Source organism: Parviterribacter multiflagellatus (assembly GCF_056863265.1).
This window is the reverse complement of sequence record NZ_JBXPIZ010000011.1, coordinates 245,503-258,595: the sequence shown is the minus strand read 5'-3', so window position 1 is coordinate 258,595 and position 13,093 is coordinate 245,503. Positions and strand designations below refer to the sequence as shown.

General features: G+C 75.1%; 11 protein-coding genes. 6 read left to right on the top strand and 5 right to left on the bottom strand.

Annotated elements, in window-relative coordinates; all coding sequences use genetic code 11:
- Positions 1-54: 54 nt before the first annotated feature.
- Both AC1UE5_RS23380 and AC1UE5_RS23375 read right to left on the bottom strand, forming a co-directional pair.
- Positions 55-2,463, bottom strand: a complete 2,409-nt coding sequence (locus AC1UE5_RS23380) for an ABC transporter permease (protein ID WP_482928149.1) — start codon at positions 2,461-2,463, stop codon at positions 55-57.
- On the bottom strand, positions 2,460-3,218 hold the full coding sequence (locus tag AC1UE5_RS23375) for an ABC transporter ATP-binding protein (protein ID WP_482928147.1): 759 nt from the start codon (positions 3,216-3,218) through the stop codon (positions 2,460-2,462). The genes AC1UE5_RS23380 and AC1UE5_RS23375 overlap by 4 nt, the downstream gene beginning before the upstream one ends.
- A 157-nt stretch (positions 3,219-3,375) precedes the next feature.
- Here AC1UE5_RS23375 and AC1UE5_RS23370 point away from each other — a divergent pair, with 157 nt between their 5' ends.
- Genes AC1UE5_RS23370 through AC1UE5_RS23360 form a run of 3 tightly spaced genes read left to right on the top strand, consistent with a single transcriptional unit; the run spans position 3,376 to position 6,382 of the window.
- Positions 3,376-4,539 (top strand): sensor histidine kinase, encoded by a 1,164-nt coding sequence (locus AC1UE5_RS23370; protein ID WP_482928145.1) that lies wholly within the window; start codon positions 3,376-3,378, stop codon positions 4,537-4,539.
- The gene (locus tag AC1UE5_RS23365) at positions 4,536-5,711 is read left to right on the top strand and encodes a sensor histidine kinase (protein WP_482928143.1); all 1,176 of its coding nucleotides are present in this window, start codon (positions 4,536-4,538) and stop codon (positions 5,709-5,711) included. The genes AC1UE5_RS23370 and AC1UE5_RS23365 overlap by 4 nt, the downstream gene beginning before the upstream one ends.
- Entirely contained in the window at positions 5,708-6,382 is a 675-nt protein-coding gene (locus tag AC1UE5_RS23360) for a response regulator (protein ID WP_482928141.1), read from the top strand. The genes AC1UE5_RS23365 and AC1UE5_RS23360 overlap by 4 nt, the downstream gene beginning before the upstream one ends.
- Here AC1UE5_RS23360 and AC1UE5_RS23355 read toward each other — a convergent pair.
- A complete protein-coding gene (locus AC1UE5_RS23355; RefSeq protein WP_482928139.1) occupies positions 6,360-7,700 on the bottom strand; it encodes a hypothetical protein in 1,341 nt (446 codons plus the stop codon). The two genes, AC1UE5_RS23360 and AC1UE5_RS23355, sit on opposite strands and share 23 nt — an antisense overlap.
- A 250-nt stretch (positions 7,701-7,950) precedes the next feature.
- On the opposite strand from AC1UE5_RS23355, the gene AC1UE5_RS23350 reads away from it, so the two are divergent.
- Together AC1UE5_RS23350 and AC1UE5_RS23345 are read left to right on the top strand one after the other, a co-directional pair.
- A complete protein-coding gene (locus AC1UE5_RS23350; protein ID WP_482928137.1) occupies positions 7,951-9,615 on the top strand; it encodes a putative bifunctional diguanylate cyclase/phosphodiesterase in 1,665 nt (554 codons plus the stop codon).
- Between the two features lie 13 nt (positions 9,616-9,628).
- Positions 9,629-10,174, top strand: coding sequence for a YqgE/AlgH family protein (locus AC1UE5_RS23345; protein ID WP_482928135.1), 546 nt, complete (start codon positions 9,629-9,631; stop codon positions 10,172-10,174).
- Here the strand turns inward: AC1UE5_RS23345 and AC1UE5_RS23340 are convergent.
- Together AC1UE5_RS23340 and AC1UE5_RS23335 are read right to left on the bottom strand one after the other, a co-directional pair.
- Entirely contained in the window at positions 10,171-11,313 is a 1,143-nt protein-coding gene (locus tag AC1UE5_RS23340; protein ID WP_482928133.1) for an acyl-CoA dehydrogenase family protein, read from the bottom strand. The two genes, AC1UE5_RS23345 and AC1UE5_RS23340, sit on opposite strands and share 4 nt — an antisense overlap.
- A complete protein-coding gene (locus AC1UE5_RS23335; RefSeq protein ID WP_482928131.1) occupies positions 11,310-12,350 on the bottom strand; it encodes a potassium channel family protein in 1,041 nt (346 codons plus the stop codon). Before AC1UE5_RS23335 ends, AC1UE5_RS23340 begins: the two co-directional genes overlap by 4 nt.
- A gap of 274 nt (positions 12,351-12,624) precedes the next feature.
- Here AC1UE5_RS23335 and AC1UE5_RS23330 point away from each other — a divergent pair, with 274 nt between their 5' ends.
- Entirely contained in the window at positions 12,625-12,975 is a 351-nt protein-coding gene (locus AC1UE5_RS23330) for a GAF domain-containing protein (protein ID WP_482928129.1), read from the top strand.
- Positions 12,976-13,093 lie beyond the last annotated feature (118 nt).

Below are 13,093 nucleotides of genomic sequence, written 5' to 3'. Positions count from 1 at the left end.
GCGAGTCGAGTTCCCCACGCAGGCGGTGGGGAACTCGACTCGTCCTGCGGGCGGCTACTCGTAGGCGAGCGCCGTGAGCGGCGAGAGCTTCGCCGCGCGGCGGGCCGGGACGATCGCCGCGAGCACGCCCGCGATCACCGCGACCACGGCGAGCGCGATGAGCGAGCCCGTCGGGACGACGTAGGTCAGGCCCTGGTCGGCGAGCAGCGTGGTCACGAGCGCGCCGAGCGCGAGGCCGGCCAGGACGCCCGTCGTCGCGCCCAGCAGCGCGGTCACGATCGACTCGTGGCGGATCATCCGCCGAACCTGGCGGCGGGTCATGCCGACCGCGGCGAGCGTGCCGAGCTCGCGGCGACGCTCGAACGTCGCGAGCACCAGCGCGTTGACGATGCCGAAGAGCGACACGATCACCGCCAGCGCGAGGAGCACCACGAAGATCGCCATCAGCGTGTCGATCCCCTCCATGCGGAGGTCGATGAACGCGCTCTTGGTCAGCACGTCGGCGTCGGGGAACCGCGACAGCGCCGCGGTCAGCGCCTCGGGCGACGCGCCCGGTGCGTCGACCACGGTCAGGAACGAGCGGTCGTTCGCGAACGCCTGCTCGTAGCGCTCGGCCGCGATCGTGATCGGGCCGAGGTCCAGGCCGTCGAAGATCGACGACGTCTCGATCCCCCGCACGGTCAGCGACATCCGGTCCCCTGCGGGCGACAGCAGCGTGAACGACTCGCCGACGGTCAGGCCGTGCTCCTTCGCCCAGCCCTCGTCGACGATCGCCTCGTCGGCGCGCAGGGAGCCCGGCGCGTCCGACCCCGAGGCAGCGTCGAACGTCACGAGCCCGCCCGCCACCGCGTTCACGCGCTCGTTGTCGCCGAACGCGTTGCCGACGTCCTGGCGGATCGTCGTCACGCCGCGCACGCCGTCCACGTCGCGCACGGCGGCCGCCGTCCCGGCGTCGGTGGGCGACCAGCCGTCCTGGCCTACGACCACGTGCGACGCGGCGACCTTGTCCGCGATCGACGACTGCGTCGTGTCACGCAGGCCGGCGGCGAGGATCGCCACCACCGTCACCAGCGCGACGCCCACGGTGAGCGCGCCTGCGGTCGACATCGTCCGCCCCGGCTGGCGCAGCGCGTTGCGCCGTGCGAGCAGGCCCGCAGCGCCCCCGATCTTCTCGGCCGGGCGTGCCAGCAGCGAGACCACGGGCCGCACGAGACGCCCCACGATCCCCACGCGCCGCGCGCCCGGATCCGACGCCTCGCGCAGCGCCACCACCGGCGCCACGCGGGTCGCCCGCACTGCCGGCACGAACCCGGCGATCAGCGTCACCAGCGTGCCGACCAGCAGCCCGGTCACGATCGTGCCCGTCGCAAAGACGGTCCCGGCCTCGGGCAGGTCGAGCCCCATCGAGGCGAACAGCGACTGCAGCCCGATCGCGAGCACGTACCCGAGCGCCAGCCCGGCCACGGAGCCCAGCACGCCGATCGCCAGCGCCTCGAGCACGACGCTCGCCATGACCTGCCGCCGCGACGCGCCGACCAGGCGCATGAGGCCGAGCTCCCGCGTCCGCTGCGCCAGCGTGATCGAGAGCGAGTTGACGATCGTCAGCGCGCCCACGAGCACGGCCACGCCGCCGAACGCGAGCAGCACGATCCGGATGATGTCGATGAACATCGACAGGCCCTCGAACGTGAACCGGTCGTCGTCCGCCGCGGTCCTCACGGTCGCCGACGTGCCCAGCGCATCGGCGAGCGAGCGCCGCAGCTCCGGGCCCGGCACGCCGTCGCGGGCGCGCACGAGCACGGCGTCGTAGGACGAGCCCTTGCCGAAGAACCGCTGGGCGGTCCGCAGGTCGAACACGACCGCGGTCGCCGGCCCCAGCGACTTGACGTCGCCGAAGCTCGCCACGCCGGTGACGGCGAACGTCTCCGCTCCGCCGCGGCCCGTGACCTTCACGCGGTCGCCCACGCCCCAGCCCTGGTCCTCGGCGGTCTTCTGGTCGATCACGACCTGCCCGTCGCCCGACGCCCACGCGCCCGACACCAGCCGGAACGGCGTCAGCGCCTCGACCCCCGGCGCCCCCGCGTCGAGGCCGACCCCGAAGTACGGGCCCTCCCCGAGCGGCTTGCCGTCGTCGCCGATGACCTGCGCGTTCTGGTCGGTGACGTCGCCGACGGCGGTCCCGACGCCGTCGACCGCGCGCACCTCCTCCAGCAGCGACGCGGGAACGGTCGGCCGCTGCAGCGACCAGTCGGACGACGTGTCGGTCGCGAACGCGGTCTTGGCGGACACCACCGCGTCGGTGCCGTCGTACGACGCCGAGGACAGCGCGTCGGCCGCCCGGCGCTGCGTGTCGGTGAGCGTCAACGCGCCGCTCACCAGCGCGACCCCCAGCACGATCGCCAGGGTGGTCAGGGCCGTGCGCAGCGGGCGCGCGGCCAGGCTCCGTATCGCGAGCCGGATCACCGGGTGACCTCCTGCATCATCGCGACGATCTGGTCCTCGGCCGGCTCGGCGAGGTCGCCGACGATGCGGCCGTCGGCGAGGAAGAGCACGCGGTCGGCCGTGGCGGCGGCGCGCGGGTCGTGGGTGACCATGACGATCGTCTGGCCGTCGGCCTCCACCGACTCGCGCAGCAGCGCCAGCACGTCCGCGCCGGCGCGCGAGTCCAGGTTGCCGGTCGGCTCGTCGGCGAGCAGCACGGTCGGCTTCGTGATCAGCGCCCGCGCGATCGCGACGCGCTGCTGCTGGCCGCCGGACAGCTCGGCCGGCCGGTGCGTGCGGCGGTCGCTCAGCCCGACGCGCTCGAGCAACCCGTCGAGCTGCTCGCGGTCGACACGGGAGCCGGCGATGGCGAGCGGCAGCGTCACGTTCTCCTCCGCGGTGAGGACCGGCAGCAGGTTGAACGCCTGGAAGACGAACCCGACGTGGCGGCGGCGGAGCTTGGTGAGCTGCGCGTCGTTCATCGCGCCGACGTCCTCGCCGCCGATGTGGACGGTTCCCTCGGTCGGGCGGTCGAGCCCGGCGAGCAGGTGCATCAGCGTGGACTTGCCGGAGCCGGACGGCCCCATGACGGCGGTGAACTGGCCCGCAGGGACGTCGAGCGTGACGCCGCGCAGCGCGTGCACCTCGGCCTCGCCCGTGCCGAAGACACGAGTGACGGCCCGGGCGGCGAGCGCGGTGGACGCGGGGGCGGAGACGGCGGAGGCAGTGGTGCTCATGGGCCGCGAGCCTCCCAACGCCCCGTTGTCGCGTCGTCGGCCTCCGGGACGATCCCGCGCCAACCATCCGCCAACGCGTGTCGTCCTCAGGGATGACGCGCCGCTCGTCTGCCAGGAGGACGACACGGCCCTCGCGCGCGGTTACGCTCGCGGCCCGATGCACCGCGCCCGTGCCCTGCTCGCCCGCCTCGGCGCCCTGCCGCCGCACCGGGTCGACGCGCTGCTCGCGGGCGTCGTGCTGGTGGAGACGCAGGTCGAGGCGCTGCTCGTCCCCGCCGACGGCCGCCAGCAGCTCGTCGCGCACCTCGTCGGCGTGATGGCGGCGATCGTCGTCGCCCTGCACCGCCGCCGCACGTGGCCGGCGTTCCTCCTCGCGCAGGCGACGTTCGTCACCGGGCAGGCGCTCGACGAGGTCGTCACCAACGCGCTCGTCCTGCCGCTCTTCGTCGTCCTCTTCGCCAACGTCTCGGCGTCCGTGCAGATCTCCGGCCGGCAGTTCTGGCTCGTGCCGCCGATCACCGCCGTCACCGGCCTCGTCGCGCTGTCGCTGGACTCGTACGACGACGACCTCGTCAGCTACCTGTGGATCCTCATCTTCTTCACCGGCGCGACGACGCTCGGCGGCCGGCTCCTCGACTCGCGCCTGCGCCTCCAGCGGGCGCTGCGCGAGAAGACCGCCCGGGCCGAGGCCGAGCGCGCGCAGCGGGCCGAGGAGGCGGCGCTGGACGAGCGCGCGCGGATCGCGGGCGAGCTGCACGACATCATCGCCCACGCGCTGAGCGGGATGGTCGTGCAGGCCGCGGGCGCGCGGCGGCTGGCCGAGCGCGACGCGGACCGCGCGCGCGAGTCGTTCGCCGCCATCGAGGGGAGCGGCCGCGAGGCGCTCGCGGAGCTGCGGCGGCTGCTCGGCGTCCTGCGCCGGGAGGACGAGGAGCTGGCGCTGGCGCCGGCGCCGTCGCTCGCGCACGTCGAGGCGCTCGCGGCGCGGATCAGCGCGGCGGGGCTGCCCGTGCGGCTGACCGTCGAGGGCGACGCCGTCCCGCTCCCGCCCGGCGTCGACGTGACCGCGTACCGCGTCGTCCAGGAGGCGCTGAGCGCGGCGCTGGAGGGCTCGACGGCGGGCCGCGCCGAGGTCGTCGTGCGGTACCGCGCGGGCGCCGTGGAGCTGGAGATCCGCGACGACGGCCGCGGCGGCGAGCGACCGCTGACCGGCATGCACGAGCGGGTCCGGATCTTCGGCGGCGACGTCCACGTGAGCCGGCCGCGCGACGGCGGCCACACGCTGCGCGCGCGGCTGCCCGTGGAGGCGGTGCCGGCGTGAGCCTGAGCCTCCTCCGGCGGGTTCCGCCGCAGGTCTACGACTGGACCCTCACCGCGATCGTCCTCGTCACCGGGGCGATCGAGCTGCTCGGCAAGGAGCCGTTCGAGCAGGACCGCGCGCTCGCGCTCGTCTTCTACGCCGGGTTCGTCCTGCCGTACGCGTTCTGGCGCCGCTGGCCGTTCGGCGTGCTCGTCGCGTCGTGGGGCTGCGCGGCGGCCGGCTCGCTGCTGGCCGCGTCGTACTTCAACCTCCAGACGCCGTTCGCGCTCGTCATGTTCAGCGCGTTCATCGCGGGCTCGCTGCCGTCGCCGGCCAAGGCGGTCGGTGGCCTGCTGACGATGTTCGCCGGGCTGACCGTCGTCAACCTCACGTACGACGGGTGGGTCTGGGGCGACTTCCTGTTCCCCGGCGGCTTCGCGACCGCGATGTGGTTCGGCGCGCGGACCGTCCGCAACCGGACGCTGCTGGCGGCCGAGCTGCACGAGGCGGCGGCGCGGGCTGAGGAGGCGCGCGAGCACGCCGCCACGCAGGCCATCGCCGAGGAGCGGCGGCGGATCGCGCGCGAGATGCACGACCTCGTCGGCCACAGCGTGTCGGTGATGGTCGTGCAGGCGGGCGGCGCGCGGCGCATCCTCGACAAGGACCCCGAGCGGGCGATCGAGGCCGCCGTGCGCATCGAGGCGACAGGCCGCGCGGCGCTCGCGGAGATGCGGCGGCTGCTCGGGCTGCTCGGCACCGCCGAGGGGGACGCGGCGCTGGCGCCGCAGCCGACGCTCGACGCGCTCGGCGGGCTGGTCGACCGCGCGCGGTCGGCGGGGCTCGACGTGGCGGTGCGGGTCGCGGGGGAGCGGCGGCCGCTGCCGGCGGGCGCGGAGGTCGCGGCGTACCGGGTCGTGCAGGAGGCGCTCACGAACACGCTCAAGCACGCGGGCGCGACGCGCGCAGAGATCGCGCTGACGTGGTCGGACGAGGCGCTGGTGGTGGAGGTCGCCGACGACGGCGGCGAGGACGGCGGCGCGCTGCCGAGCGGCGGCCACGGCCTCGTCGGCATGCGCGAGCGCGTGCGGGTGTACGGCGGGGAGATCGAGGCCGGCCCACGCGCGGCCGGCGGCTACGAGGTGCGGGCGCGGCTGCCGCTGCCGGCCGCCCGCGAGGAGGTGCATGCGGCGTGAGCATCCGTGTCCTGATCGCCGACGACCAGGCGCTCGTACGCGCCGGGTTCCGGATGATCCTCGACGCCGAGGACGACCTGGAGATCGTCGGCGAGGCGGCCGACGGGGCGGCGGCGGTCGAGCAGGCGCTCGCGCTGCGGCCCGACGTCGTGCTGATGGACATCCGCATGCCCGAGCTCGACGGCATCGAGGCGACGCGGCGGGTGGTCGCCGGGGCGGATGGGGATCCGATCCGCGTCCTCATGCTCACGACGTTCGACCTCAACGAGTACGTCTACGAGGCGCTGCGCGCGGGCGCGTCGGGGTTCCTGCTCAAGGACGTCCCGCCCGAGCAGCTCGCGGCCGGCATCCGCGTCGTGGCGAGCGGCGAGGCGCTGCTGGCGCCGTCGATCACGCGCCGCCTGATCGAGGAGTTCGCCAACGCCCGCCCCGCCGAGCCGCCCGCGCCCCCGAAGGCGTTCGACGACCTCACCGCGCGCGAGCTCGAGGTCTTCCGCTGCATCGCCCGCGGCCTCTCCAACGCCGAGATCGCGGCCGAGCTGATCGTCAGCGAGACCACCGTCAAGACCCACGTCGCGCGCCTGCTGATGAAGCTCGGCCTCCGCGACCGCGTCCAGGCGGTCGTGCTCGCCTACGAGAGCGGCATCGTCACGCCGGGCGCGGCCGGGTAGCCCGCGCGCCCGCGTCGACCAGCGCCGCGCGCGCGGCCTCGTGCTCCGTCCACGCCCCGTGCTCGGCGACCGCGAGGTGGAGCCAGTCCAGCGGCGTGTCGAACTCGGCGCCGCTGGCGGCGTCGACGTCGGCGCCGCGGGCGACCAGCGCGCGCACCGCGTCCGCGTCGCCGACCCAGGCCGCGTGGTGGAGCAGCGTCCCGCGCGGCGAGCCCCCGACCACGCCCGCGAAGCCCACGCCCACCGCGGCGACGACCGCGTCGAGCTGCCCGTGCAGCGCCGCGAGGATCAGGACCTCCTGCTGGTCGTGGTCCGGCTCGGGCGGGAACGCCGGGCCCGGCGCCTCCCCACGCGCCACCGCCGCCACCGCCCGGTCCGCGTCGTCCACGGGCGTCGCCGCGCCGCGCTTCGCCAGCCACGCCGCCGCGTCGTCGCGCCCGCGCAGCACCGCGTGCGCGTACGGCGTCCGCCGCCGCACGCCGGGCCCGCGCCACGTCTCGCCGCCGGGCATCGTGAGCGACGCGCCGGCGTCCGCCAGGATCTCCAGCACCGCGACGCTCAGCCCGCGCCGCAGGGCGTGGGCGACCAGCGCGCCCTGCGTGTCGACCGGCTCCCGCAGCGCCGCCAGCAGCAGCCGCAGGTGCTCGGGCCGCTCCCCGTCGAGCACCGAGCCGAGCGCGTTCGTGCCCTCCACCGTCGCCCCGTGGTCGAGCAGCAGCCGCAGGCACGCCGGCGACCCGCCCTCCGCCGCGTGGTAGACCGACTCGCCGTCGTCGGGGTCCGCGCCCGCCTCCAGCAGCGCGCGCGTCATCTCCGCCGAGCGCACGACACCGGCCGCGCCGTACAGCGCGGACATGTCGCCGTACGCGTTGCGGAAGGTCGCGTTCGGGTCCGCGCCCCGCGCCAGCAGGTCGCGCAGCGCGTCGACCGGCGCGAAGTGCGAGTGCGCCGCGTAGAGCACCGGCGACCACCCGCGCGGGCCGCCGGGCGCGTGCACCTCGCCGCCCCACTCGCCCCGGCCTAGCACGAGCGCCGCCCACGGGTCGTCCGCGACCTGGGGCCGCGCCGCCAGGAGCCGCTCCGCGCGCTCCCGGCTGCCGTCCGGCCCGGTCGCGGCCGCGACGAACGTCTCCACGGTCGCCTCGGCCGCCGCGACCAGCGCCGGCCAGCTCGCGTACCCCTGCTCGCGCGCGATCACCAGCTGGGCGCGGGCGAGGATCGGCTCGCGCCCGTCCAGGCGGGCGAGCGCCCGCGCGTCACCGGCGCGCGCGTCCCGCACCAGCTCCTTGGCCTGCCTGCGCAGCTGCTCGACGTCCACGACGACCTCCTCGAACGGTGGCCCGGCGTCCGCGGCGGTCGGGCCGAGAAGATCGGCTCGGATGCGTGCTGCTGGTGCTGCTCGAGGTGGGCGCTGCCCTGCCCGCGGACCGGATGCGCCCTCGACCGGCGCGCCGCGGATCGTACCGCTCCGTCACACGGTCACGCTGCTCGTGCGGACCGCGAAGCTGGCGCGAAGGTGGTCCGCGAGGGTTCAAGGGCGACCCGCCTGCACCCGATGTTGAGGTGACATGCCCGCGCGCGCCCGCGCGGCGGCGACCGCCGCCCTCCCCTACCTGCTGCTGCCGGTGTGCTGGCTGCCCTCGTACCTGGCGGGCGGCGAGACGCACCTGCCGCCGCTGTGGTTCTTCGGAGCGATCCTCCTCGCCGCGGCGCGCGGCCGGCTCGTCCCCGCGGTGCTGGTGGCGCTGCTCTCCGGGGTGATCGCCGGCCCGCTCACGCCCGCGGTCGTGAGCACCGGCGAGGCGCAGACCACGACGGAGTGGGTCGTCCGCGCCTTCTTCTTCGTGTCCGCGGCCGTCGGGATCGTCGCGGTGGTCGACCGCCTCAAGCGCGCCGCGCTGCGCGACGCGCTCACCGGGCTGCCGAACCGCGCGCTGCTGAGCGAGCACCTCGCCGCGGCGCTCGCCCGCGCCCGGCGCAGCGGCGGCGCGGTCGCGCTGCTCTACATCGACCTCGACGACTTCAAGCTCGTCAACGACCACCTCGGCCACGCGGCCGGCGACCAGCTCCTGCGCGAGGTCGCGCGCCGGCTGGGCGACTGCGCCCGCGCGACCGACGTGCTCGCGCGCCAGGGCGGCGACGAGTTCCTCCTGCTGCTCCCCGACCACGACGACCCGGCCGCGGCCCACCGCGCCGCCGCGCGGACGTTCGAGCGCTTCCGCGGCGCGCTCGACGAGCCGCTGGTGGTCGAGGGCGCCGAGCTGCAGATCGGCATCAGCGTGGGCATCAGCGTCTTCCCGGAGGACGCCGCCGACGCCGAGACGCTCCACCGCCACGCCGACGCCGCGATGTACCGCGCCAAGTCGGCCGGCGGCGGGCTGTCGGAGTACGTCGCCGACGACGCGGTCCCGCTCGCGCGCCTGTCGATGGCGGCGCGGCTGCGACGCGCGATCGACGACGGCGAGCTCGTCCTGCACTACCAGCCGATCTGCGACCTCGCCAGCGGCGCGATCCGCGGCATGGAGTCGCTCGTGCGATGGGAGCACCCCGAGCGCGGCCTCGTCCCGCCCGACCAGTTCATCCCCGTCGCCGAGCAGACCGGCCTGATCGAGCCGCTGGGCGACTGGGTGATCGCCGAGACGTGCCGGCAGGCGCGGCTGTGGCTCGACCTGGGGCTGGAGCCGCGCTTCGGCGTCAACGTCTCGCCGCGCCAGCTGCGCCGCCCCGACCTCCCCGAGCGCGTCGCCGGCCACATCGCCGCGCACGGCCTCGACCCGCGCCACTTCGTGATCGAGCTGACCGAGTCGGCGTGGACGCTCGACGCGGACCGCACGCTGCCGGCGCTGGAGGAGCTGAAGGCGACCGGCGTGCAGCTCGCGATGGACGACTTCGGCGCCGGCTACTCGTCGCTGTCGCGGCTGCTGGCGCTGCCGATCGACGTGCTGAAGGTCGACCGGACGCTGCTCCACGGCGTGCCCGAGCGCACCGACGCGGTGGCGGTGCTGACCGCGATCGTGCGGCTCGGCGAGGCGCGCGGCTGCGACATCGTGGTCGAGGGCGTCGAGACGCCGGCGCAGCAGGACCTGCTTGTGACGCTCGGCTGCAAGATCGGCCAGGGCTTCGGTCTCGGGCGGCCGATCCCCGCCAACGTGGCGACCGCCGCGCTGCTGGAGCGGCTCGGCGACGCCCGGCGCAGCGACGCGCCGGACACACGGGTCGGCGCAGCGGACTAGCCTTCGAGGGGCCGTGCCGTCACTGCGCGGACAGCTCCTCGTCGCCGGGCCCACGCTGCTGGACCCCAACTTCCACCGCACGGTCGTGCTGATCGTGGAGCACGACGAGGACGGCGCGATGGGCCTCGTGCTCAACCGCCCGTCACCGATCCCCGCCGAGCAGGCGATCCCGGAGCTGTCGGACGCGCTCGCGCCCGACGAGCGGCTGTGGATGGGCGGCCCGGTGCAGACGACGAGCGTCGTCGTGGTCGCGGACTTCCCCGACGACGACGCCGAGGCGCTCCGCGTCCGCGGCGACATCGGGATCGTGCTCCCGGAGTCCGACCTCGACGAGATCGCCGCGACCGTCCGCCGCGCCCGCGCCTTCCTCGGCTACGCCGGCTGGGGCCCGGGCCAGCTCGACTCCGAGCTCGAACGCGACGACTGGATCGTCGCCGACTTCCTCGAGCCCGACGCCTTCACCGACGATCCCGACCACCTCTGGGGTGCGGTCCTCGGGCGGAAGGGCGGCCCGTACGCGCTGCTCGCGACGATGCCGCCCGACCCGTCCGTCAACTAGTCCAGCGCGACGCCCTGCAGGAGGTTGCGGGCGATCACGAGGCGCTGGATCTCCGACGTGCCCTCGTAGATCTCCGTGACCTTCGCGTCGCGGTAGTAGCGCTCGGCGGGGAACTCGCGGGTGTAGCCGTAGCCGCCGAGGACCTGGATCGCCTCGCCCGTCCAGTGCCGCGCGACACGGGAGGCGAAGAGCTTGGCCTGCGCGCCCTCGACCGTGTGCGGGCGGCCGGCGTCCTTCAGGCGCGCGGCTCGCCAGACCAGCGCGCGGGCCGCCTCGATCTCGGTCTGCATGTCGGCGAGCTTGTGCGCGACGGCCTGGAACCGGCCGATCGGCCCGCCGAACGCGCGCCGCTCCTTCGCGTAGGCCGAGGCGACGTCCAACGCCGCCTGCGCGATCCCGACCGCCTGCGCCGCGATGCCGATCCGGCCGCCGTCGAGCGTTCCCAGCGCGACGCGCATCCCGTTGCCCGGCACGCCCAGCCGCTCCGCCGGCGTGCCGTCGAACGCCAGGTCGGCGGTGGAGGAGGAGTTGAGCCCCATCTTCTCCTCCTCGCGCGTCACGCGGAACCCCTCCGCGCCGCGCCGGACGACGAACGCGCTCGGCTTCCCCGCTTCCTTGGCGAAGACGACGAACGAGTGGGCGTACGAGCCGTTGGTGATCCACTGCTTCGTGCCGCTCACGCGGAAGCCGCCGGGCGCGTCCGGGTCGGCGACCACGCTCGTCCGCATCGCGCCCGCGTCGCTCCCCGCCTCCGGCTCGGTCAGCGCGAACGCCGCCAGCTCGAACCCCTGTGCCAGTGCCGGCACCCAGCGGTCCTTCTGCTCCTCCGAGCCGTGCGCGAGCAGCGGCATCGTCCCCGCGCCCGTGTGCACGGCGAGCGTCACGCCGACGCCCGCGTCGGCGCGCGAGATCTCCTCCAGCACGAGCGCGTACGACAGGTAGTCCGCACCCGCGCCGGCGTACCGCTCGGGCACGCACACGCCCATCAGGCCCAGCTCGCCGAGCTGCGTGAACACCTCGCGCGGGAACGTGTGCTCGCGGTCCCACTGGGCGGCGCGGGGCGCGACGACCTCGTCGCCGAACCGCCGTGCCAGCGCGCGGATCTCCTGCTGCTCGTCGGTCAGCTCGTGCACGCTCATCGCTCGTGGTCCGCCAGCTCGTTCTCGCTCGACAGGCAGACGAGCCAGTCGCCCGCCTTCAGCTCCTGCGCCTCGGGGTGGTCGAACCGCAGCGTCTTGCCGCCGCGCACGACGGCGATCACGGGCGCGCCGCCCTGCGCGACCGTCGGGTGCTTGCCGACGTCGTCGGCGCCGACCTCGCGCTTGACGATGTCCATGCCCTGGCCGACGGTCATCAGGTCCTCGAGCACGTCGACGAGCTTGGGCGACTGGGTGGCGAGCCCCAGCATCCGCCCCGCCGCGCCCGACGACAGGATCACCGAGTCGGCGCCGCTCTCGTGGATCAGGTGCTGGTTCTCGATCTCCCGCACCGCCGCGACGATGGTGGCGGACTTGTTCAGCTCGCGGGCGGTGAGCGTCGTCAGCACCGACGCCTCGTCGCTGTTCGTCGCGACGACGACGCCCGCCGCGTCGCGGATGCCCGCCTCCTCCAGCACGGCGGTCCGCGTCGACTGGCCGTGCACGGCGGCGAACCCGGCGCGCGTGGCCTCCTCGATCACGTCGGGGTCGGTGTCGACGACCACGATCTTGTCGACCGGGACGCCGCGGGCGGTGATGGTGGCGACGGCGGCCCGGCCCTTCGTGCCGAAGCCGCAGACGATGGTGTGGTCGCGCAAGCGCTTCCTCCAGGTGGTGCGCCGGATGGCCTCGCGGGAGCCCTCGGCGAGGACTTCGACCGTCGTGCCGACCAGCAGGATGAGGAACAGGATCCGGGCGGGCGTGATGAGCAGCGTCGTCGTGAGGCGCGCGCCCTCGGTCACGGGCGTGATGTCGCCGTAGCCGGTGGTGGTGGCGCTGACCGTCGCGTAGTAGAACGCGTCGAGCAGCGTGAGCGTGCCGACTTCGTCGCCGTCGCGGTAGCCGTCGCGCCCGAAGTACGCGACGAGCGCGACGAACGTGATCAGGCCGATCGCAAGCCCGAGCCGCAGCGCGAGCGTGCGCAGCGGCGAGCGTGTGCGCGAAGGGAGACGGAGTGGCGGTCGGATGTCGACAGGCATGCGAAGCCAGGTACGATGTCAGGCGGTAGGGGCGGCATGGTTCGCAGCGGGAGAGGCGACGAACCGCCGGCTCAGGGAACACGGGCCGAGGACACGGTCCGCACAGTGGAGGGCCACGTTGCCCGACATCGAGACGTTGGTGATCGCGGGAGCCGCATGGATGGCGCTGTCGGTGCTCGCCCTTGGGCTGTGCCACGCAGCAGCACGCGCGGATCGGGTGCCAGGACGGCCCCGGCCGAAGGCTGCCCGCACGGATGCTCCGGCCACGGCGCCGGTGGTCGCGGACATCGGGGGGCTGCGCGCGCAGCTACGCGCCGCTGCCGGGCTGCTCGACACGGCGCACCTGTCGGTGAGCGTCGACATCGACGGCACCGAGGCGATCCTCGCCACGACCCGCTCGCTCGCCGCCGTCCACGAGGGCGAGGCGCCGATGCTGGCCGTGCCGATCCTCCGTGACGGCAAGCCGATCGCGCGCCTGCGCGCGGTGCGGCGGCCCGACCAGGCGCCGTTCGGCGCCGCCGAACGACAGCTGATGGAGGCCGTGGCCGCGCGGCTCGCCGCGACGATGGAGGTCGCGGATCCGTCCAGCGGCGTACCCCTCGGGCACTCGGGTGCGATGGCATAGGGGCCTTTCTGCGCCGACCGTCACCGTGCGGTGGCGCGGAGGTGAGGCCCCGGTCCGTCCGGCCAGTGTCCTCTGGCCGCCTCTCGTCACGTGGCCGGGGCCTCACCTGCGCGTCCCC